This window comes from Zhongshania aliphaticivorans (genome assembly GCF_001586255.1).
GTDB lineage: Bacteria > Pseudomonadota > Gammaproteobacteria > Pseudomonadales > Spongiibacteraceae > Spongiibacter > Spongiibacter aliphaticivorans.
The window spans coordinates 3,532,383-3,553,691 of sequence record NZ_CP014544.1 but is presented as its reverse complement, the minus strand read 5'-3'; the positions used below and the strand labels follow the sequence as shown (position 1 = coordinate 3,553,691).

Annotated in this window: 18 protein-coding genes; 11 read left to right on the top strand and 7 right to left on the bottom strand. The window is 50.2% G+C overall.

The window, feature by feature from the left end; genetic code table 11:
- Window positions 1-238 precede the first annotated feature (238 nt).
- From AZF00_RS15725 to AZF00_RS15695, 7 genes are all read left to right on the top strand, one after another.
- Window positions 239-844, top strand: a complete 606-nt coding sequence (locus tag AZF00_RS15725; protein ID WP_008251982.1) for a hypothetical protein — start codon at window positions 239-241, stop codon at window positions 842-844.
- A 129-nt stretch (window positions 845-973) separates the two neighbouring features.
- On the top strand, window positions 974-1,744 hold the full coding sequence (locus AZF00_RS15720) for a glutathione S-transferase N-terminal domain-containing protein (RefSeq protein WP_008251981.1): 771 nt from the start codon (window positions 974-976) through the stop codon (window positions 1,742-1,744).
- A 272-nt stretch (window positions 1,745-2,016) separates the two neighbouring features.
- Window positions 2,017-2,829 (top strand): DUF3348 family protein, encoded by an 813-nt coding sequence (locus tag AZF00_RS15715; RefSeq protein WP_008251980.1) that lies wholly within the window; start codon window positions 2,017-2,019, stop codon window positions 2,827-2,829.
- Window positions 2,826-4,928, top strand: coding sequence for a DUF802 domain-containing protein (locus tag AZF00_RS15710; protein WP_008251978.1), 2,103 nt, complete (start codon window positions 2,826-2,828; stop codon window positions 4,926-4,928). The genes AZF00_RS15715 and AZF00_RS15710 overlap by 4 nt, the downstream gene beginning before the upstream one ends.
- Window positions 4,925-5,581: an OmpA family protein gene (locus AZF00_RS15705; protein ID WP_008251976.1), complete on the top strand. Its 657-nt coding sequence runs from the start codon at window positions 4,925-4,927 to the stop codon at window positions 5,579-5,581. Before AZF00_RS15710 ends, AZF00_RS15705 begins: the two co-directional genes overlap by 4 nt.
- A 7-nt stretch (window positions 5,582-5,588) precedes the next feature.
- Window positions 5,589-6,317: a DUF2894 domain-containing protein gene (locus AZF00_RS15700; RefSeq protein WP_008251974.1), complete on the top strand. Its 729-nt coding sequence runs from the start codon at window positions 5,589-5,591 to the stop codon at window positions 6,315-6,317.
- 301 nt (window positions 6,318-6,618) lie between these two features.
- The gene (locus AZF00_RS15695) at window positions 6,619-7,506 is read left to right on the top strand and encodes a DMT family transporter (protein ID WP_008251972.1); all 888 of its coding nucleotides are present in this window, start codon (window positions 6,619-6,621) and stop codon (window positions 7,504-7,506) included.
- A gap of 70 nt (window positions 7,507-7,576) precedes the next feature.
- On the opposite strand, the gene AZF00_RS15690 is transcribed toward AZF00_RS15695, so the two are convergent.
- Complete coding sequence (locus AZF00_RS15690) at window positions 7,577-8,866, bottom strand: serine hydrolase domain-containing protein (RefSeq protein ID WP_008251970.1); 1,290 nt, start codon at window positions 8,864-8,866, stop codon at window positions 7,577-7,579.
- Between the two features lie 214 nt (window positions 8,867-9,080).
- Here AZF00_RS15690 and yghU point away from each other — a divergent pair, with 214 nt between their 5' ends.
- Entirely contained in the window at window positions 9,081-9,923 is an 843-nt protein-coding gene (yghU, locus tag AZF00_RS15685) for a glutathione-dependent disulfide-bond oxidoreductase (RefSeq protein WP_008251968.1), read from the top strand.
- A gap of 48 nt (window positions 9,924-9,971) precedes the next feature.
- Here yghU and gss read toward each other — a convergent pair whose 3' ends face one another.
- Entirely contained in the window at window positions 9,972-11,867 is a 1,896-nt protein-coding gene (gss, locus tag AZF00_RS15680; RefSeq protein ID WP_008251965.1) for a bifunctional glutathionylspermidine amidase/synthase, read from the bottom strand.
- Window positions 11,868-12,225: 358 nt separating this feature from the next.
- Here gss and AZF00_RS15675 point away from each other — a divergent pair, with 358 nt between their 5' ends.
- Window positions 12,226-13,035 (top strand): alpha/beta hydrolase, encoded by an 810-nt coding sequence (locus AZF00_RS15675; protein WP_062384187.1) that lies wholly within the window; start codon window positions 12,226-12,228, stop codon window positions 13,033-13,035.
- Window positions 13,036-13,072: 37 nt separating this feature from the next.
- On the opposite strand, the gene AZF00_RS15670 is transcribed toward AZF00_RS15675, so the two are convergent.
- Together AZF00_RS15670 and AZF00_RS15665 are read right to left on the bottom strand one after the other, a co-directional pair.
- Window positions 13,073-14,014: an HPP family protein gene (locus AZF00_RS15670; protein WP_008251961.1), complete on the bottom strand. Its 942-nt coding sequence runs from the start codon at window positions 14,012-14,014 to the stop codon at window positions 13,073-13,075.
- A complete protein-coding gene (locus tag AZF00_RS15665; protein ID WP_008251959.1) occupies window positions 14,014-14,448 on the bottom strand; it encodes an Rrf2 family transcriptional regulator in 435 nt (144 codons plus the stop codon). Before AZF00_RS15665 ends, AZF00_RS15670 begins: the two co-directional genes overlap by 1 nt.
- 109 nt (window positions 14,449-14,557) lie before the next feature.
- Here AZF00_RS15665 and AZF00_RS15660 point away from each other — a divergent pair, with 109 nt between their 5' ends.
- Window positions 14,558-14,914: a group I truncated hemoglobin gene (locus tag AZF00_RS15660; RefSeq protein WP_008251957.1), complete on the top strand. Its 357-nt coding sequence runs from the start codon at window positions 14,558-14,560 to the stop codon at window positions 14,912-14,914.
- A gap of 254 nt (window positions 14,915-15,168) precedes the next feature.
- Here the strand turns inward: AZF00_RS15660 and AZF00_RS15655 are convergent, their stop codons facing one another.
- The 3 genes from AZF00_RS15655 to AZF00_RS15645 all read right to left on the bottom strand — a co-directional run bounded on the left by AZF00_RS15655 (window position 15,169) and on the right by AZF00_RS15645 (window position 20,210).
- Window positions 15,169-16,293, bottom strand: a complete 1,125-nt coding sequence (locus AZF00_RS15655) for a Rieske 2Fe-2S domain-containing protein (protein ID WP_231856166.1) — start codon at window positions 16,291-16,293, stop codon at window positions 15,169-15,171.
- 59 nt (window positions 16,294-16,352) lie between these two features.
- Window positions 16,353-17,453, bottom strand: a complete 1,101-nt coding sequence (locus AZF00_RS15650) for a helix-turn-helix transcriptional regulator (RefSeq protein ID WP_008251954.1) — start codon at window positions 17,451-17,453, stop codon at window positions 16,353-16,355.
- 570 nt (window positions 17,454-18,023) lie between these two features.
- Window positions 18,024-20,210: a molybdopterin-containing oxidoreductase family protein gene (locus AZF00_RS15645; protein ID WP_040803973.1), complete on the bottom strand. Its 2,187-nt coding sequence runs from the start codon at window positions 20,208-20,210 to the stop codon at window positions 18,024-18,026.
- 99 nt (window positions 20,211-20,309) lie between these two features.
- Between AZF00_RS15645 and AZF00_RS15640 the strand changes: the two genes are divergently transcribed.
- The gene (locus tag AZF00_RS15640; RefSeq protein ID WP_008251952.1) at window positions 20,310-21,212 is read left to right on the top strand and encodes a LysR family transcriptional regulator; all 903 of its coding nucleotides are present in this window, start codon (window positions 20,310-20,312) and stop codon (window positions 21,210-21,212) included.
- Window positions 21,213-21,309: the final 97 nt, after the last annotated feature.

The window sequence follows — 21,309 nt, the reverse complement described above, 5'->3', positions numbered from 1 at the left end:
CTTGGTAATGGCGAGGCCCCGGCACGGCTTGTCCTTGTCCGCAATTTTAGCCTAGGGCTACGATACAGCGGGAGATCGTAGTAAACTTGGCGCCGCCAGAATTCCTCAAGAAAGATAAGTGCCATAGAATTTTGGAATGCTATGTGCTTCGCTACGGTGCCTAGCGCAAGGATTGCTTGGTAGGTATCGAGTTAAAAGCCCCGTGTTTGTGTAGAAATCGGATGTAAAAGGAACCGTAATGAAATCCATTTTCCCGTTAATATTCGCCACCTTGTTTTTATTTGCCTGCGCAAGTAACGAAACCGTGGTGTATTCAAATGGATTCAGTTTTGCCAATTACGATTATGTTGTTATCGAGCGCGATACCAATAGCGCGATATACGGTATGGACCTTGAATTTGGCAATATGATTGGCGCCTACAATATGGCCGTGGTGGGTTCTAAAGAAATTGAGAATCTGCCCTATGAGGCAAAAAAGCGTACGCTTGGCGTTCAATTGTCGGTTAGCGGCAGCAGTGAGCGTATTATGCTGGGGATATCCTTCCAGGACTTTATTACCGGTCGCACAGTCGCGACCATTGGCTCTACCGAGAAAGGCGACTTATTTGATCGCGATGATCGCACCGAAATTTTTGATCTAGTGACTGGAACGGTTGTTGCGGCTATTAAGCGAGACAAACAGCTTAATGTAGAAAATGGTCGCAGCCTTGATCGCAGTCCGCCGATGGCGGTTACCGCGCCGCGTTACAATGAGCGAGATGACCGCAATAGCGATACCGAAGAGTGGCGCTATGAATCTTCTGCGGAAAAGGCCTACACCTTGACCCCAGATTTCTCTGAGTAATTCCATTTACTATCACCCACCCCGACTAGCGATAATGTGCGCATCGCATTGAATCTTTGAGCGCGGGGTATCCGTCACAGCCATATTGGTCTTGTGCTAACTTAATGTATTTGCCTAGGATCTCTAGCTATGAATGCGCTTGATTTTACGACTTCTATTCTCGCCAGCAGCGTCCGTGCCTGGCGGGGCACCACGGCATTTTCACGCCGTGCGAAACAGCCGGAAAAGCTACTTGAGCTCTACGATATTGAAGGCTGCCCGTATTGCCGCCTAGTGCGGGAAGTACTGTGTGAATTAGATATTGATGCCATGATTTACCCCTGCCCTAAAGGTGGTATGCGCTTTCGTCCTGCCGCGCTCGATATTAGCGGTGTTAGTCAATTTCCGTTGTTGGTCGATCCCAATACGGGCGACGCGATAGTCGAGTCAGCGGATATTATCGCCCACCTTTATCAATATTATGGTGGCGGTAAAGTGGCTGGCGCTAAAGGGCTTGGCAGGCAGGTAGCCGTCGCCAGCTCCATGTTGGCCACAGCGTACCGCTCTGTTGGTCGCGCGCGTGGAATGTATGCGAAAAATGCTGAGGCCCCGACTCAGCCTCTTGAACTCTACAGTTTTGAATCTAGCCCTTATTCGCGGCCGGTGCGTGAATTGCTGTGCGAGTTAGAAATCCCGTATCGCCTGCGTAATTTTGCCAAGTCGCGCTGGCAAGAAATGGGGCCGCCTTTGGTGCGGGCCAAGTTTTTCCCCGACGCACCCATTAGCAGCCCAAATCGCATTCGACTGAACGAGTTAACTGGCCGTTCTCAGGTGCCTTACTTAGTCGATATCAATACCGGCGTTGGGATGTTCGAGTCGACCGATATCCTCGCTTATTTACAGCAAACCTACGGGCGTTAAATCGAGTGTTGCTGGGTGCAGAGCCTGAGTGCCGCATGTTGTTTATGCGGCAGTTTTGGTAGATACAGCCACAATCCTTGAATATCGGCGCGAATTAGTGATAATTGGCCGCAAAGTAAATCAGCCTGTGGGGGCGTTATAAGCGCAATTTTCTTGCTGGGCGATATCTTCTTGCTGTTGGGCTTCGTGCCAGCTTATGTGGCTCGCGATAGGTATCTTGGCCTGGCGGTGTTTAAAGTGGTCTGAATGCGGGCACAATAATAAAGGTGACTATGAATTCGGTTTCAGTAAAAGGCTCGCGCTTACAGGCAGTCCTCAGCGAATTGGCGCTAGGGAATGCCGAGTTGAGCCACAAGAATTTTGCTGAAAAGCTAGGCCAGCTAATCGATCTGTCTGGCTCTATTGCCCTTGCTGAGTCGCTGCGGGGCCTGCAAAAGCTTGAGTTCACGCCAGCCACAAGCGATGTGTCGGCACTCAAAAGCAGCTTTTTAACCAGCCGCGCGGAAATGCTGGCTTTTATTCTTAATAGCTTTATTACCGAACTGCATGAAGGCCAAGACAGCTCCGCGCCGTTTATACTGCCGCGCGCCAATGCCGAAACCTTGGCGGACCCAGAAGCTGGCTTTCAAGCGTATCAGCGCTTTTATAATTTACATCAAAGTCAGCTCGATCACCGGGTACTAGTGTTGCGTCGACAGCTGCAAGAGGCGCTTGCCGGGCAGTCACCACAATTAGCTCAATTGGCCGAATTGGATCGTAGTCTCGCCGATAAGCTGGGCGACTATACCCGCAAGGTATTTGTGAGTATTCCACGCTTATTAGCTCAGCGGTTTTATTATTTGAACCGGCAATACCGCGCAGTACAAGAAGCTCAGCGCAGCGCCGCAGGTGACACCGGTTTGAAGCTGGAGTTAGAGCCAGAATTGATGAGTGACAGCCCAGCGCTGTGGATGCAGAAAGGCGCTTGGCTCGATAACTTTTTCACCGAAATGCAGGGCTTATTACTGGCCGAACTAGAGTTGCGTCTCATGCCCGTAATGGGCCTGCTGGAAGCACTAGAAGTAGAGGTAGAAACACAAAAATGACGAGAACTCTGTCGATAGTCGCCTTTGTTTTAGGCGCAATTATAGTTCTGTGGATGGCATCTGCGTTTGTTGGTAGCAATTTATTAGCGCTGGGTGTCACCCTATTAATTGCCTTTGCCTATACGGTCGGTTTTGCCGAGCTAGTGCGCTATCAGCAGGCAAGCTGTGCCCTAGATGCCTCGTTGATCGCGGCGGGCGACGCGATTGATGACTTAGATAAATGGTTGGCCAATGTGCCGGCGGTGTTGCGCAATGCGGTTGGTCAGCGGATTCAGGGTGAGTATGTTGGCTTGCCCGCCCCAGTGCTGACGCCATATTTGATCGGCTTGCTGGTGATGCTGGGTTTGTTGGGCACCTTTATTGGCATGGTCGATACCTTGAAAGGGGCGGTGTTAGCGCTGGAGGGCACCACTGAGCTCGAAGCTATTCGCACTGGCTTAGCGGCGCCAATCAAGGGCTTGGGGATGGCCTTTGCTACGTCGGTTGCCGGGGTTAGCGCCTCGGCGATGCTGGGCTTTATTTCGACGCTGAGTCGGCGCGAGCGACTGCAGGTGTCGCGACAGCTCGATAGTCGGATGCGTTCGGTGTTTAAACATTACTCCCTGAGTCATCAGCGCAGTAAAAGCTATACCGCGATGCAGCAGCAAGCGGCAGCCCTGCCGGAGGTTGCTCAGCAGCTTAGCGAATTGGCAAGTCGGCTCGGCCAAATGAGCGACGATTTAGGTAATAAGCTCATCGCGGGACAGCAACAGTTTCACGCCGCTGCGCAAGCCCAGTACCGCGAGTTGGCGCAGTCAGTAGACAACTCCTTAAAGCAAAGCTTAGCCGACAGCGGACGCTTGGCGGGTGAGAATATCGCTCCGGTGGTGCAGGCGTTTGCGCAGGATATTAGTCGCGAGTTACAGCAGACCCAGCGGCAGCTCAGTGCGAGCGCCGAAGCACATTTAGACGGTTTGGGCGGCAGGTTTGTTAAAACAGCGGAGGAGCTTAATACTGCCTGGCAGCAGGGCATAGCCGATCAGCAAGCCAGCAGCGAGCGCTTGCTTGCGAAGATCGATGATGGTCTGGGTGCGTTTAACACGCAGTTTAGTGCAGCGACCAGTTCGCTATTAGATACCTTTAATCAGGTGAGCAGTGACGGCTTGGCGCGGCAGCAGGCGGCTGAGCAGGCGCGGTTAGAAAACTGGTCAGCCGTGTTTAATCACAGCGCCTACTTATTGCGCGACAGTGCAGCGCAGTTGGCGAGTAATGCACACAGCGGTTCTCAAGAAGTGGTGGCGGAGTTCCGCGACCTAGTTAAGACCGCCGAGCAGCTCACTCAAGCTCGTATCGCCAGCGAAGACAAATGGTTGAAAGACTATCAGCAGCGTATGGCTGAGCTGGGTAATACTCTGAAGACTGAGCTGGGCAGCCTTCGGGATGTTGAAGAGCGTCGCGGCGAGGCGGCCGTTGCGCGCTTGGCAGAATTACAAGGGGCGGTAGCCCAGCACTTGGCGACCTTGGCCAATGCTTTAGAAGAGCCGATGGCTAGATTGATTGAATCGGCGTCGGAAACCCCGCGAATTGCCGCCGAGCTCATGACGAAATTGCGAGCGGAAATGAGCGACAATATTGAACGCGACAATAGCTTGCTGAAAGAGCGCAGCGAATTACTGCTGCAGCTCAACAGCCTGTCTGAGTCGTTACACGCTTCTGCGGCAGGTCAGCGCGAAGCCGCCGAAAATATTTTGAAAAATTCCGCTGAATTACTCGACAATATCGGCAGTCGCTTTACTGATAAAGTGAGTGATGAAACCGGTAAACTCGCTGAAATTATCAATCACTTTGAGGGCAGTAGTGCTGAGTTGGCCAGCTTAGGCGAGGCGTTTAGCACGGCGGTGGCCTTGTTTAGTGAGTCTAATAATAGCCTTATTGGCACCATGGCCTCGATTGAATCAGCCCTGAGCAGTAGCACTGAGCGCAGTGATGAGCAAATGGCCTATTACGTTGCTCAGGCGCGGGAAATTATCGACCACAATATGTTGTCTCAGCAAGATATTATCAGTCAGTTACAGCAGCTCAGTGGCAAGGCGGTTGCCCAAGCGGGTGAGCGGGCGTGAGTATTTCAGAGCTGGACGACGGCTTAGATCAAGAACCGCCGATCTGGGCGATCTTTGGCGACTTAATGACCGGCCTCGTTGGGGTGTTTGTTCTCCTGCTGGTGTGGACCTTGGGTTTTCAGCTGGAATTATCGCAAACCCTAGAGCAGGAAATCCAAAAGCGCGAAGTGGCCGAGCAGCGTCGTCAGGCCTTGGAGGCGGCCCTTGCCGACCCCTTGGCGACGGGGCGAGTGACCTTGCGCGATGGCCGCATTGGTATCAGCGGCAGTGTGTTGTTTTCTTTAAACTCGGCTGAACTGCAAGAGGAGGGGCGCGCACTGCTTCATACTTTGCGGGCGCCGCTGCAAGTGTATTTGACCGACAGTGAGCAGCTATTAATGGTCAGCGGCTTTACTGACGATCTGCCAATTCAGCAGGGAAATCTGCACTTTAGCGATAACTGGGAGCTGTCTGCGCAGCGTGCCTTGACGGTAACTCGCGCTTTAATCGAAGAGGGTATGCCACCAAGTGTGGTGTTTGCGGCGGCGTTTGGTGCCCAGCAGCCGGTGGTGGCGAATGCCGACAGTGAGAGCCGTTCGCAAAACCGGCGAGTGGAAATGGCACCAGTGCCACGGGTTTCTGGCGACAAAGCCGCCCTCAGCTCAGGGCCGTGAACACGCCATGAATAGCGACGCGCTCATCCATAAAATCAGTGAACTGCGGACGGCGGGAGCCGACCAATTTGACCCGGTACGCTTTCGTTACATTGAAGCGTTGGCATTGCGCGCACACGGTTCGCGGCAGCCGCTGGGGCAGCGACTTACTGAAAAAAGTGCAGCTTCTTTAGCCGATTACTTGGCTAGCCGCGGCGCAATTCGGGCCGATAGTAAAGCAATTAAATCGCGCCCAGGCACCGCCACTGTCGCGTCTTTAGCGGCGTTGCGCCGAGCGCTGGACGCTAGCCAAACCCGCCCGACTGTGGGTGCGAGTGATTTTGAACAACAACTGCAAGATCAAGAGGGAGAACTGCTACAGGGCGCATTATTTGCGTCCTCACTCGGCAACGAAGCGGCCGCTGAGCCGCCGTCAGATAATGTTGATGTCGCGGTTAAGCCCTTAAAATCCAGTCAAAGTTTGCGCGTGCATCAGCAGCGCCGCGCGGCAGAAAAGCGTGTTGAACTCGCCATAGCGGAAGGGCCGGAAAGCCCTGGCCCTCTTAATCCGCAAATGCTCGCAATTAAAGCCCTGAGCATAATGCGCGACATCTCTCCGCATTATTTAAATCGCTACGTGGCGTATCTTGATACCTTGTTTTGGGTGGAGCAGTTGGACACTGCCGCGAGTACCAAAGCCGGCAAGAAAAACAGCCGGGTAGGCAGCCGCGCAAAGGCCAAGAAAAAGTCTGTATAGTCGCGATGCCGGCAAAGCTCGCCATTGCTAAATATGACTTGCTTCGATTAACGTTTTTCTTTTACTATAATTTAGCACGCGCATTCTTATCACGAGTTCAAATTTAATGCCTTTCATTTGTCCCGCCATGTTTGCCTCGGTCCAGCACAAATTAGTTGTGCGCTGGGCGCGTTGGGGTGTGGCCGAGCAATGATGTAAACCGATTTAAAACAACATTATTCAAAGGCCGCAGACATTCCGCTGCGGCCTTTGTCGTTTTAGGCCCAGCAGAAATCTACGGCAAGTATGCAAGGACAGCACAATGCTTGTACGTTTCACCTATTTACTGGTTATTGCCATTTGGGCAACGACGCCGCTGGCGATTAAATTGGGCGGCGATTCCCTTACCCCGATAGCGGGGCTGACGCTGCGTATTGCTTTGGCATTTATGGTGGGCAGTCTCATTTGTACTATTGGTGGTTATGCCGGATTGGCTATTCGTCGCCACTGGAAACTTTATGCTGCAGCGTCGATTAGTTTATTCCCCAATATGGCATTGGTATACATCGCGGCGCAGAGTATTTCGTCGGGCTTAATTGCCCTGCTGTTTGGCCTAACGCCGTTTTTTACAGCGGTATTGGCCAAGCCAATTCTCGGCGAAAATTTACTGCAGCCGCGAAAATTGCTGGGCATTGGTTTAGCGCTGGGCGGCTTAGCATGTATCTTTTTTGATAAGGCAACCGTAACTGCCGGTAGCTATTTGGGTATCAGTTTAATGCTGGTATCGAATTGCTTGTTCTCAGTTAGCGCCTTATGGGTGAAAAAACTCAACGCGCAAATGGCCGTAGAGCCTACTGAACAAGCGCTGGGCGCCATGGCCTTTGCCTTGCCGGGGATGGCGCTGAGCTGGATTTTTGGGTTTGGCATTGAGCCCCTTAACCTGAGTTCTACCTCGCTGGGGTCTTTGCTGTATTTGTCGCTGTTTGGGTCTTTGGTGGGTTTTGTTGCTTATTATTCGCTGCTTAAAAATTTGGCGGTGGAAACGGTTTCACTTATCCCGTTTATTACACCGATTTTGGCGATGGCGATCGGCGTGCTCGTCGCCGACGAGTCAGTATCGCTGCTAATGATGGCGGGGGCCGGTTTGATACTCGTCGCGCTGGCGATACATCAAAATTTTTGGCGAGCGCCAAAAATGGTATCGCCATAGAATTTGGCTGTAGTGGCGTAGAAAACGTGGACAGCCTATGCAACTGTTCACGTTTTGACCCTGCGATTACTTAATGTTCGTGCTGGCCAAAATTGCCGCTCCATGCAGACATATCGTCTTTCTGGGGGAAATTTTTGCGAATATTTTCCATTAATCCGAGTAGGCTAAACATATGGCTGCCAATGACTGGTTTGCCATTATTGAGCACCGCTACGGAGATGTCGCGCTGTGGGTCTGCCCAGCACAATATATTAGAAAAACCTAAATGGCCAAAGGCGTAAGGAGTATTGCGGCCATACAGCCCCATTACGCGGCCACCCAACATGGCACCTGCGCTGTAGCGCATGGGAATAATTAGCGACCGATCATGCTGAGGACGGGATGCCTCTGCGGTTAAACGGTATACCGACAGCGGTGACAGTATTTGCTTGCCTTGCCATTGTCCCTGTTGAAGTAACATTTGAAAAAACTGACAGGCTTCGTCGGCGTTTGCATATAAATTTCCAGACGGAATAATGGCGCCAAGAAAATCGTCGGTATTCGAAAGCGCCACGACGGTATCGACATCGGCGCCAAGTATTTTTTCTAGATGCTTACCGACAAGGGAAATATTAGCTAAGCCGCTGCTGTAGTTGTGCGCCTCGGTGCCGCGACTACTTTTGGGCATGCCGAAGGTGAAGGATTTAAAACCCATCGGTTTGCGAATAACTTGGTCGAGGTATTCGTTCATATTCAGGCCAGTGCAGACCCTGACCAGTTCAGTGGCGATAATGCCACCTGTAATCGCGTGGTAGGCAAGTATACGGCCGTCGATGTCGAGTGGCGGTTGCTCGCATATTAGGCGCAGTGATTCTTGGTGGTCAAACAGCACGCTCGGTGGTGTTCCCGGCGGGACGCCAGGTACGCCCGCGCGATGTGCTAATAGCTGGTATATCGAGATACCGGCCTTGCCGTTTTGGGCGAAGGCGGGAATGTAATAGCTCACCGGATTTAGCAGGTCGAGTAAGCCATCTTCGGCAAGCTTATGGATTAAGACCGCGCTTACGACTTTGGAAGCAGAGAATAAACATACCGGCGTATCTAATTGAGCGCCGACGGCGTCGGCGCCATTCACGCCCCGGGCCTGTCCGATGCTGCGATGCAGTACGGTTTTACCTTTGTGGCGCAGGCACATGCTTACCATAGGGTGCATGCCGCTCGAATGGAAGGCTTCTGCGCTGGCCCAAATAGCTTCCACGTCGACTCCATCTGCGGCCTGCTCTGCCGGGTCTATAGTGAGGGGGCTGGTCGCGGCTGGGGATAACTCGGGCGCTCTAAATATACGGCGACTGATTTTGTTCGCGCTAGAAGTAACCGACATAGTACGTCTCTTATTTTAGGTGGTTATTTTTATACCATGGTCGCAGTTTACACACTAGGGCTGAATACGGTTGTATTAAACTTTTCGGGCAGTAATGGGCCGCGATAGTAGCATTGCTGGGTAGTAACTGCGGCTAATTGTCTTCTTGCTTTGCAGCGCTGTACCATGCTGAATGGGAGTTTAGACTTAAACAATGCAATGGGAGCCGAAGAAAATGTCAGAGTCGACAATATATACCCCACCTGCCGTTTGGAAGTGGGAGAATCAGAGTGGCGGCCGTTTTAGTAATATTAATCGGCCAATTTCTGGCGCTACCCATGACAAGGTGCTGCCAGTCGGCGAGCATGGTTTACAGCTTTATTCCCTGGCTACACCCAATGGCGTGAAGGTGACGATCATGCTCGAGGAGTTACTTGAGCTGGGTATTAGCGACGCCGAATACGATGCCTACTCAATTATGATTTCTGACGGCGACCAGTTCGGCAGTGACTTTGTTGATATTAACCCGAACTCGAAAATACCGGCTTTAATGGATCGCAGTGTCAGCCCGCCAATCCGAGTTTTTGAATCGGGCGCGATTTTATTGTACTTGGCTGAAAAATATGACGCTTTTTATCCTAAGGAAGCGGCCGAGCGCGCCGCCTGCCAATCGTGGCTAATGTGGCATATGGGCAGTGCGCCATTTTTAGGTGGCGGCTTTGGTCACTTTTACGCTTATGCACCAGAGAAATACCAGTACCCCATCGACCGTTACGCAATGGAAGTTAAGCGTCAGTTAGATGTTTTAGATAAGCATCTTGCCGCGAATACTTTCTTGTGTGGCGACAACTACACCATTGCCGATATGGGGGCTTACCCGTGGTACGGCGCGCTGGTGCAGGGTTATTTGTATGAGGCCGCGGAGTTTCTTGATGTGGCCTCGTATACCCATGTTTTACGCTGGGCGAATCTTATCGCCGAGCGCCCCGCCGTACAGCGTGGCCGCCGGGTAAATCGCCTGTGGGGCGATGAAGACAAACAAATGGCAGAACGTCACAGTGCGGAAGATTTTAAATAGGGGCGTAAACCCGGCTCCAAGGCCATTCAATGCCATTGGGGCGGCGGCTTAGCCATCATTGAGAAAGGCCTTGTCACTAATATAACGCAGCGGCATACAGTCGCTGTTTTTATTGATTACCATGGAAGTGTCTACCCGTACGCAGCTACCGGCATACACCCCAGATGCCGTAAAAGTGCAAACCTGCGTGTAATACTTGTCGACTTTTGGCAGGGGGTAAAACTGTTGATATATTTTTTCCTGCTGGGCAAAGCCGCCGCTGGTTGCTTCAAGTAAATGCTGGTCTCGATCGAATAGCGCGATGTTAGCGCCGCAGCGGCCAACAATCGGCTTTTCAACATAGCCAGTGGTTTTTAACTCGTCGGTTAATTCAAACGCCGAATTCAGTAGTAATGGGTGATTGGGGAATAATTGCCACAATACTGGCAATATCGCCTTGTTGCTGGGAATGAGTGTCCACAGCGGCTCAAAAACCATGATGTTTTTGCGCAACAATACATCGGATAAGCGCAGTGGCTTGCCGAGCGACCACTGGGGTTCAAATACGGCATGGCTGGCGTCATCTTCGCATTCGGCGCGAATTTGGTCTAAGGCGGTTTCCCAGGACCATGTTTTCCACACCCAGTTGACGGCATCGCCATCTTGATCGCGAATAGTGCCTTGCTTGTCCCAGGCGAGTCCCTCGAGTTGAATAATGATCTTGCTGGCTATGCCGGCTGCTTCAAGCGTCTGCTGTATAAAGAGCGCGTGGTATTCCTCCTCGGGATCATGGTCACGCAATATATGCACTAAGCCCTTTGCGTGACTCTTCTCCCAAGCGCGGCTGAGGTCGTGAAACAAGGCCTTGCCTGCATCCTCGCTGTCAGTCAGCTGGTAGTGCTGACCCCATTTTCCCTGAACCTTACCCGCCTCCATATAGCAGGACGCCGAATCACAATTGTATTCGTAAACTTTGAGCCCATCGGCGGTTTGGGCAAAGTCAAAACGGCTGGTAATCAGTTGATTTAAACGATTGTCCCAAGACTGTCGAATTTTGGGCAATATCGCCTTGGGCAAATTAAATTTGGCCAGTAAGTCATCGTGGCAAAGAACGTAGTCGGTGGCGTGCATAAACAAGCCGTGCAGTTCATTGGTGGCGTACTCCAGGTCATCAATGGCGGTTTTTGATAATAAAAAGTAACGAGATTGATCAGGGGCGCTTGTTGTTAAAAAATGGCCGCCCATCATCTCAACAAAGGCGGCTTCGTCATTATTGGCCATATTCAGCCACGACCTTCGAGGGCTGCTACTGGCCTCAGCGTGGCGGCTCTTAATGGCACTCAGGGCGGTGTTTTTTGCCGGGCGGGGTTCAGCGTGGCGGGTGTCGTCAGTCTGTGTCATCCATCCGAGAATTTCGGCATCGCCGTAGGAGCACTTTACCCAGTACTCACCGTCTGCGGTGGTTTTTGCACTGAGTTCGCGTGCATAATTTTGTCCTTCTTGCCACTGCCCGTGCCCAACATTTTGCTCGGCAATGCGAATGTAATTTGGTTTAACTTCGGTCACTACCGCGACATGGCCGGTGTCTTCAAACTCGCCACCTTCTTGCCAGATGAGCAGGCTGCCAAGTACGGGGTGAGACTTGCTGCCATTGCGAAAGGCGTTTAGCGGTAAGCGATTATTGCTGGCTAAGTGGCGTACAGAGCGTAAGTCAAAAATATCGTAGGCCATCGCCACGTCGTCAAAAATATAGCCATAATTGATATACATCCAGCGCCGAGCAAACTCGACACATTGCCATTTGTAGCCCATATACACGCCGTCGATATAACTGCGGTATGAGCTGCGCTTTGGGTAGTCGGTGGTCGACGCCGAATCGTAATCCGAGGAATAGGCCGGGACGCCGCCTGGCGCATAGCCAAGTAAGACTCCAAAGGGCTGGGTGGTGTTTGGGATATTGCTCAACGGCGTCTCCGCTAGGTTTGGCTTATGGGTTTTATGAGCTGAGTATAGGCAGTGCTTTGCGGTTTAGTACAGATTCTTGGCGTGGAGTGCAGTTCACCTAATATTAGGCGTCGTAGTGCCAATTTTTAGTAATGATCTAAAACTCATGTAGGTCGCCGGGCTTATTGGCTTTAAGATCACTAATACGCTTTGTCGCAAACTAGTATGTTTATAGTGACTCTGCATCGGAATTATTCGTTGGCGCGGCAGCTGAAAACATCCACAATGACGCTTAACGCGTACAATGTCCGAGAGAATTTACGCTACCTGATTTGGGGGCGTAGCAGGGCGAGCGAAACATTAACGGCGAGTGTTATTTATGAAATTGTTTATCTTTAGCATTGCGACACTCTTTGTTGCCGCGTGTGCGGGTAGCAAAATAAAGGGCGGTAGTGAGTACGCCTATCAGCAGAATGTAATATACAAAACGATAGACACGCAGCAGCTAGGCGGCGATCTTTATATCCCTCGCTCGCCAGGCTTAAAGCCCGCCGTCGTTGTGGTGCACGGCGGCTGGGCTAACCGTAGCGGCGATATGGAAGGAGTGAGTAAGAAGCTCGCAAACGCGGGTTTTGTGGTATTTAACATCACTTATCGCTTAGCGCCGGATGATCGCCACCCCGCCCAAGTTAATGATGTTTCTGCGGCGCTGGAGTGGCTCTATGCCAATGCTGGAAAATACCAAATAAACCCACAGCAAATTTCTGGTTGGGGCTATTCGGCGGGTGCTCATCTTATTCTGATGGCTGGCCTCGACAGGCAGCAACCGCCTTACTTAAGTAGTATCGTTGCTGGTGGAACCCCAGCTGATCTGACCAAGTGGCCAAATTCGCCGTTGGTATTTAAGCTCATTGGCAAACCCATGAGCGAGGCTAAAACGGCGTGGCAAAATGCGTCGCCTGTTAACCACGTTGTTAGCAACTCGCCGCCGGTATTTTTATACCATGGCGAGTGGGATAAATTGGTAGAAATAGAACAAATGAAACTAATGGCTGCTGAGCTCGCCGCGAAAGGTGTGCCAGTGGAAAGCCATACCGTCAAATTTCTTGGTCACGTTGCTACTTATGTTTTGGCTGGCGGCGCCGAACAACAGGGTATTCAATTCACTAAGAAGCAGCTTGCCAGATAAAGGGCAGATCAAACTTGCGGCCGTCGATGTTCGACCGCTAACGCGGTGGGCCGCTAAGGTGTTTATCTTGAGGCGCAGGACCTTTTTTGACAGGCTTCATTACTTCTTTGGCCCAATCTTTAAATTCATATAATAGACCACTGCCATTTTTCCCCTTGCCTGCACCGTCGACGGTTTTGTACATAATCATTTTTTTAGCAGGGTTGCTGTGGTTGGAAATGTCGATAACCCTCCGTACCGACCACGCTTGCCCCGCTGCGCCATTGGTGTAAAGCCCGCCGATAACAATATTAAAACTTGCTTGGGATTCACTGAGCATTAATTCATCGGCTTTGTCGATAATGTATTTTATTTGTTCTGGCGCAATATCAATGACTTCGTCTAGTGATTCCATGGCGAGCTGGATATGACGAACATGAATTTTTGAGGTTTCTGGGCTGTACATGGATTTGTCATATTTCATAAGGCTAGATGGATAGCGGCGCCAATGAAATAAATTATTAAAAATAATTGAGAATGAAAAAATGATGATGCAATTGATTAAGGTTGGGAATAATAAAAAACTGAAACCCAAATTATGAATTGCGTCACCACCAACAACAGCAACGAGCGCCGTGGCACCACCTGGTGGGTGAATGCACCGCAAAACGTGCATAGTTAATATGGCAAGCCCTACCGAACAACCGGCGGCAAGATAGATATTGTTTATGGTGAGTGCGCAAACAACGCCAGCGCCGGCAGACAATACGTGGCCGCCAAACAGGGGCCAGGGTTGCGACAGAGTACCGTGGGGGACCGCCAGCAATAAAACCGCAGATGCACCCATAGAGGGGAGCAATGTCATCGCCAGTGTGCCGTTTGTCAGCCAGTCGCTTACAAAAAACACGGCGCAAATGCTAAGTATTGCGCCAATGCTGGCAATGATTTTTTCATCTACTGACGAGCGCGCTTGAATACCAATAAATTGCTGTAGTCCCATTATTTGATTTCCACGGCGAGATTCTCATTGCTTGTCGCTGCGTCTGGAAGCAGATCTGCGAGAGTGCGTTGACGCATGGTAGCCATAAAGGCATTTGTTGCTTCAAAGAGCAGGCCCTTCAGTTGGCAGCTGGAGGTGATCTTGCAGGGTGGGCTATCGCAATTGACAGGCTTTAGCGTGGTTTCAAAATCGGTAATGACGTTTGCTAGATTAATTGCACTTGGTGAGATCGCTAAGCGAATACCGCCGCCATGACCTCGTACCGAGCTTAGATAGCCAAGTTTGGTTAATTTTACAACGACCTTGGCTATGTGGTTTTGAGAGATGCCGTAGAACGCGCATATCACCTTAATATTGGCGAGCTCACCCTCGGGTAGCTGGCCGAGATAGAGCAGAATTCTAAAGGCAAAATCAGTTTGCTTGGTGAGCTGCATGTAATTGTGAGTCCGAGGGGGTTTACGCGAATCAAATGTGCATGTATTCTACACCTTTAAAAGATGCATTAAAAATGCATCTTTATTTTTCTAATAGAGGAGTGGCTCAGTGACCACATTGTATGAGCGGATAGGCGGCGAGCCTGCAGTAGATAAGGCGGTAGATGTGTTTTATGAAAAAGTTATTGCGGATGATCGAATAGCGGGCTATTTCGACAATCTTGATATGTTCGCCCAAGCGAATAAACAGAAAAAATTCTTAACAATGGCATTTGGCGGGCCCAGCGAATACTCAGGTCTAGACATGCGGAAGGCACATCTTCATTTGGGATTGAACGACGAACATTTTAATGCCGTCGTCGAAAACTTGGCGCTCACTCTAGAAGAGCTTGGTGTCGCTGCCAGTGATATTGGCGAAGTCGCTAAGATAGCCAACAGCGTTAAAGATGAAATACTGAACCGCTAACATAATGGCGCTAGCGGCGAGCTAGCAACTTCCCTTAAGTTGGCGGCTTACTTCACTTTATATCGGTGTTGCCGACCATTTTTTATCGTCGTGAATATGCTTCCACTGTTCGGACGGTGCCGAAATCTCAGTATTGTTTCCCATTTATCGAGTGCAGCACTGGCGCGTAGAGCGATCTTTTCTTAAAGCCACTCGTTAGTAGTGTTACTAATGAGTGGCTAATTGAAAATGTATTGTGCGTACGATGGGCTTGGCTATGTTCTTGTTCGGCTGTTTTTGTACTCAAATGGTGTTGGGAAATTGCTAACGGTATGTACCCCATTAATTTTATCCAGTATGTTTTTTGCTTCTGTCCTCGATATATAAAATTGGGAGTACCATTTTCTGCAGCTACCAAATGGGCCATCGTTGTTTAATTGGATAATACGAGTAGCTGCTCGCTTATTCGTCCATACGCTAAAATCCGCGGCGAGACTATCCATTGCCATTTGCTGAGAGATGGCTGCATTTTTTCTGTCTTCTTGATTTGGTGGTGTATTATTTCCTTTGCTAAGTACGCCATGCCAAACTTTGAGACAACCATCGTGAACTGGAGTATGTGCAATAAACTCATAGCTGGTAATGCCGTTCATTATTTGCCGGGAAATTAAAATCCCTGGGCCGGTATACCACGTTTCGGTTTCGAGCAGTGTACCGTAATCCTCATGGAAGCCTCCTTGCCGCTGGATACAAACGTATCCATCTATTTCGTTTTCGTAATAAACACATGTAGCGCCGTGTGTTGGCTCTAGATGGCGAATGTCCGCAATATTATCCATAACCTCTTGAGGGTGGACGTCTATTTCTCCGCAGTGATCCAGTTGCCACTTCACCCATTGTGGGTCATTCCACTCATCAATAAAGGGTGGCTCGTAATCTGGTTCGCCACCTTCTTCGTCAAACCAAATCATAATACAGCCCATAACTTCCCTAACTTCATAGGACGTTAAAATGGCAGAGCGCGGCATTGGCCCGTCATAGTACGGGATGTGATCGCACTGTCCATTACTGTTAAACCGCCATCCATGGTACGGGCAGCGTATTGAGTCGCCTTCGATTTGGAGTTTTTTTTGCGCGAGGACTGTTGTGTCGCTAGCAGCGAGATGAGTACCCATATGAGGGCAATAAGCGTCTATTAATATTGGTTTTCCTGACTTTCCGCGATAGAGAGCGAGGTCGATGTCGAAGAATGTTAAAGGTATAGGTGTATCCGTAAGCTCGGATGATTCTGCAATAACAAACCACCCTCTTGGGAATGTTGAAGGACCGAGTCCATAGTCTTTTGTCTTTGCCATACCTTGTCGCCCCTTAAAATAATCATGTTTAACTTGATTATCCATGGATGGTCGGGGGTTTAAATCGAGCGGGTGAACTAGTTCCTTTGGGTTATATCTAAATGCTAATCGTTAATCGGGCCGTTTTTTAATACGAGGGAAACCAATTGGGACTGGCGAGAAACTCCCATTTTTATGAAGATAGCTCTTAAGTGTGCTTTGGCCGTGTTTCGTTTAATACCCAGTATTTCAGCCGTTTCGTCAATGGAAAGGTCGTTTGCGAGGTGCATACACATAATGCTTTCTTGTTTAGTTAGGCTATACAGGTTTCGCAGTGCCTCTGTTGAAATGGTTGCTGGCTTGTTGTGGTCATAAATAGATAGTAAATACATAGGTCTGTTAAAGGACCGCTGTGTGTGGGTGCCATATTTTGCTTGTACCGTAATAGTTACTTTATCTGAATTGCATGGCGGCGAATAACTGACGGCATTCTTTAGTGAAGTATTGCAGTTCAGTAAATTTTTGCTGACCTCCGCGATGGATTTACTTAGTGAATTACTGAAAGTAGCGTCTGCTATCAAAAATTTATTATTCTTAATGTTAAGTAAGCGGTTTCTGTTAATAATATTTAGCGCGGACTCATTTATATCGTCAATATTCATATTGGAATCTACGGATAGGCACCCTATTGCTAACTTTTCTAAATGGTTCCTATAGAACAGCGTTTCAGCCTCGTTATCGCCCATTTTTCGATGAATACTTGCGACTCGCTTGATATGCGTGCCGAAGCTGGCGAGTAACTCCTTGTCCTGTGTTTTAAAGCGGCCGCGCGCTCTGGCTCTACCAAATCTAATTCGAGTGATAATCTGCTCGTCAATAGCGATGTCCATGCCAAGGAAATGATGTAGACCACTGTCGGCGACGACCAATTGGTAGAAATCACTCTGCTCCCAGAGTTTTTCACTAATGAGCTCATCGATTGAGTAAGGAGTAAGGTTTTTAAGATTTACGAAAGGGTCCATTAAATAAAGTTTGCTGGCGTACTGAGAAATATTCTTTTCGCAGCCACCGCGCATAACCGCGAGTTCAGGTTGCATGCCATCGCGGCTTGAGGAAATTATGCAGCCGCAATCGGCGCCTAACTCATGGTTCAGTTCGTCGATGAACAAATTCCATTTCGTGTCATCAATTAAGCCTTCGTATAGAAGCTCGGCTGTTTGATTCATCTACAACTCCGTTTGTTTGTTGGTATTCAAGCTAACTAGTTCGAAAGAACGATTATTAGTTGGGTTGAAAACTATACGATTACGTTCGCTTATTACCAACTAATAACACATATTTTTACATGGTGCAGGCCAAAGGAGAAGGTTAATGATTGCCAATAATGAAATCCCATTCGCAGCTATTAAGTCAGCGAACCCCGCAAGATACGCACGGGGCTGGCATTGCTTTGGATTGGTGGCGGAAATTACTCATTCTATTAGGTAGTTTGAGTGTTTCAGCACAAAAAATTGCGTGGATTTCGTGGCGAAGACATACACTATTGTAATTCAATCCCTGAAAGGGCAAGAATTCGGCAGCGACATACCGTAGTCGAAAACGATTTCCGCTTCGTCTGGTGTAATCATGAAGGGATTCCATCAATTCGCCAGTAAGTGATTACGTCGCATCGCATCGCTGCGTATTGACGCTGGCTGCTTGCACGCGGCTAATTTTATTTTCACATTATAAATTTAGTAGTGAATCGCCAAATCATAATTTTTGCCCGTAATAAAAATATTATTTTTTTAATAAAACTAGTGTTGACATATTTTAACCGGCAGTGCACTCATGCGCGGCATACCTGAGAAACGGTCATAACTGTCGTTGGTGCTGACCAGTCTTGAGGTGCTGCTGCCGTTGGAGAATAAACTACCGTTACTGTCGTCGTGCTCTACATCGCCAAAGGCGTGGGCCATTGATAATATGCCGCGCTTAAGGGTTTTGTCTGCATTGGCTATACCTATAATTTCACCATGAATAGACGTTATTACAATATTTTCGCCCTCGCCGACACCTAGTTCGGTGAGGTCATCGGGGTGCATAAATGCAGGATTGTAAGGGCGTTTGGTTTTAACAAGCTTAGGCAAATCCCGCAGCGACGAGTTGTAGGCATTCTTCATGCGGCGGCACACGAGCTTGTACGGATAGCCCGCGAGGCCGGTTTTTTGGTGTTGCACTGTGGCCAGCTCGGCCATCATGTCGGTGTTGCCGACGTCTAAGCGCGCGTCGCAGTCTTCGTTTTTGGCTTGTGCAATAATCGCTTCGGGAAAGAGTGCGCCGTTAGGATGTTGCTTGACCTCTGTGAGCGAAATACGTGAGCGATTGCAAAGTATTTCAAAGATCTCGTCAGTGCTTGGTTTGTTGACCATATCGAACATCACAAAGTCGCGATCTTCCCGGGTAGTCGCGGTTTTGGATTGAAGCGAGTAGGCAAACAAGCCTATACCGAGGCGCTGGGCGAGGCCATAGTAAAACTCCCACTCCTCGATTAAATCGGAGCCTGCGGGTGGCTCTATCAGCGCTGGAGCGTACATGCCGAAGGGCTCGCACAAACCCCAGTGGTAAGAGAAGTTTTCGAGCTGCTCAACTGCTAGTGACATCGTTGGCACCTCAAAGCTTACCTTGGGGGCGATAATATAGTCGGCTAGTTTCGCCGTGGCCGACATTTTAATGTCGACGTGGACCAGCAATTCCAGCGCCTTCATTGCCGCAACCGTTTTCTCTTGGTCTGGCCATGCAGCGACGGGGTTGCCGCCATTAACGATTAGGGCTTTTACTTGGCCCTCGCCCTCCAGCAGAATTTCATCTGCCAGTGCGGCGGTGGGCATGCCGCTGGCGCTTTGAGCCAAACCGCGCACCCGCAGCTTCTCTCCAAGGTTTGCGTAAGCAGCTGGCGCGACCGCTTCGGCTACTGGAGTGGCTCTAGGCAGCAATACGCCGGGGTTGGCGACGGCTTCACCGGCGCGCACAAATCGGCCGCACAGGGTATTCATACATAACATTAAATATTCGACGAGGGAGCTGTGGCCGGACATATTGGCACCCGTTAAGCCTGTGGCTACGCCGCGTTTGGCAGTGGCGAACAAGCGCGCGGCGTCGATGATTTGCTGTTCGGGTACGTCGGCTCTTGCTGCGGCAAAGGCCGGAGAAAAGGCTTCGACGGCGGCGGCCAGCGCGGCGAAGCCAGCGACGTTGTCGGCGACAAATGCGGTGTCGTAAAGCGACTCATTAATAATGACGTGAAGCATTGCTGCCAGCAGACTACTATCTTCGCCGGGGGTTGGGCGCAAATGAATGTGAGCTCTTGCCGCCGTTTCGCTGCGCCGAGGGTCAATAACAATAAGCTTCATGCCGTCTTTTAATTTGTCGGTTAGGCGCCTCGCGGGGTTTTGACTGGGAATGCCACCAGCAATTGACACTAAGGGGTTGCCACCGAGCATCAGCCATACATCGGCGTCGGCAAAGGCCTGAGGTCCCGCTTTCCATTGCCCTAGCATGGCGTTGGCGATGTCTTTGCCCGGTTGGTCTATGGTGGCGCTGGCGAAAATCATCGGCGAGCCCAGCGAGGCAACCAGCGACCCCAGCATAGGCGGCGCGGCGGGGTAGGGGCCTGAGTAAGTGCCAAAATAAGCGGCCAATGACCTTGGGCCATTGGCATCGATAAGTGCTTTTATTTTGTCAGCGATTTCATCCATTGCCTGCTCAATCCCAATGGGCGCAAAGCTGCCGTCGGCTTGGCGTTTCATTGAGCTGAGTAGGCGGTCTGGGTGGTTAATATGCTCAACCGAGGCTTGTCCGCGACTGCAACAGAAGGCGTGGTATGTTGGGCTGGCCTTGTTGCCAGTGACCTTTGTTGGCTTGCCGTCTTCCATCTCTACAGTGATGGGACAGGCCGCGTGGCACATTCTGCAAATCGACGGGTGCTCGGTTCGTATTGTCATGCTCTGGTCTCAGCGTATTTGGCAGGGGCGCAATTTAGATGAAATATAGGGTGGCTTTTGGTATAAGACAAATTGTGAGTTTTTATAAAAGATATAAATATGACTGATATATTGAGGGCCGACCTCAATCTACTAAAGGTGCTGGATGTGCTGCTGGACGAATGCAGTGTTTCTCTCGCGGCAAAGCGCCTGCATGTGACCCAGCCCAGTGTCAGCTATACCTTGCAAAAACTGCGGGAGTTATTTGACGACCCCTTGTTTATCCGTGCCCAGCGCGGGCTTATTCCAACGGCGCGCGCCGAGGCATTGCGGCCATCGATAAAGCGCTTACTCAATGACGCGCAAACCTTAATCAAACCGCCGGAGTTTAGGCCTGATCAGGCTGAGTTTACCTTTTCGGTATCGGCTAACGACTACTTGCAAATTGCCTTGCTAGCACCTTTGATAATGGCGGTTCGTGAATTATCGCCCAGGGTGAAGATCGCGATTTACGACCTGAGCGCAGAAGCAGCAACGGAGAGGATGCGGCGGGGCGATCTCGATATGGTGTTGACCTTTCCAGAGGAGCTGGCAGCTGATTTTTGTAGCCGACGGCTGTTTCGAGATAACTACGTTGGCGTCGTTAGCCGCGATCATCCGCTTAAATCAAAATCGGTGTCGCTTGCTCAGTTTTTGCGTTACGACCAGGTCATTGTGTCACCAACCGGTTTTGCTTTTGAAGGCCCGCTTTACCGCGGCCTACTTGATTCCCCTTTAATGGAAAAAATTGCGGTTACTTCCCCGAGTTTCGGCATTCTTCCCCGCCTTTTGGCCGGGGGTGAATTGGTAGCCATGATTCCTCGACGATTGTTGGCGATGATGACAAGTGAGCTGCGCGAAATAAACATTGCGGCCGAAATGCCCGCCCTCGATGTGATTGCCGCCTGGCACCCCCGCGTAGATCACGATCCGGCCCATCAGTGGCTGCGCGGCATTTTGGGCCGAGTTGCAGCGGAAAGTTAAAGCGAGTCATCAAAAAAACCGAAATGTGGCCCTTGCGCTAGATTCATTGTAGGTTTTTGGGGGTTACGCCAGTGCTGGTAAATGCTCTTGAGTTTTT

Coding starts and splice junctions, on each gene's coding strand:
- AZF00_RS15725 (WP_008251982.1), top strand. CDS start 239: ATGAAATCCATTTTCCCGTTAATATTCGCCACCTTGTTTTTATTTGCC.
- AZF00_RS15720 (WP_008251981.1), top strand. CDS start 974: ATGAATGCGCTTGATTTTACGACTTCTATTCTCGCCAGCAGCGTCCGT.
- AZF00_RS15715 (WP_008251980.1), top strand. CDS start 2,017: ATGAATTCGGTTTCAGTAAAAGGCTCGCGCTTACAGGCAGTCCTCAGC.
- AZF00_RS15710 (WP_008251978.1), top strand. CDS start 2,826: ATGACGAGAACTCTGTCGATAGTCGCCTTTGTTTTAGGCGCAATTATA.
- AZF00_RS15700 (WP_008251974.1), top strand. CDS start 5,589: ATGAATAGCGACGCGCTCATCCATAAAATCAGTGAACTGCGGACGGCG.
- AZF00_RS15695 (WP_008251972.1), top strand. CDS start 6,619: ATGCTTGTACGTTTCACCTATTTACTGGTTATTGCCATTTGGGCAACG.
- AZF00_RS15690 (WP_008251970.1), bottom strand. CDS start 8,866: ATGTCGGTTACTTCTAGCGCGAACAAAATCAGTCGCCGTATATTTAGA.
- yghU (WP_008251968.1), top strand. CDS start 9,081: ATGTCAGAGTCGACAATATATACCCCACCTGCCGTTTGGAAGTGGGAG.
- AZF00_RS15675 (WP_062384187.1), top strand. CDS start 12,226: ATGAAATTGTTTATCTTTAGCATTGCGACACTCTTTGTTGCCGCGTGT.
- AZF00_RS15670 (WP_008251961.1), bottom strand. CDS start 14,014: ATGGGACTACAGCAATTTATTGGTATTCAAGCGCGCTCGTCAGTAGAT.
- AZF00_RS15665 (WP_008251959.1), bottom strand. CDS start 14,448: ATGCAGCTCACCAAGCAAACTGATTTTGCCTTTAGAATTCTGCTCTAT.
- AZF00_RS15655 (WP_231856166.1), bottom strand. CDS start 16,293: ATGGATAATCAAGTTAAACATGATTATTTTAAGGGGCGACAAGGTATG.
- AZF00_RS15650 (WP_008251954.1), bottom strand. CDS start 17,453: ATGAATCAAACAGCCGAGCTTCTATACGAAGGCTTAATTGATGACACG.
- AZF00_RS15645 (WP_040803973.1), bottom strand. CDS start 20,210: ATGACAATACGAACCGAGCACCCGTCGATTTGCAGAATGTGCCACGCG.
- AZF00_RS15640 (WP_008251952.1), top strand. CDS start 20,310: ATGACTGATATATTGAGGGCCGACCTCAATCTACTAAAGGTGCTGGAT.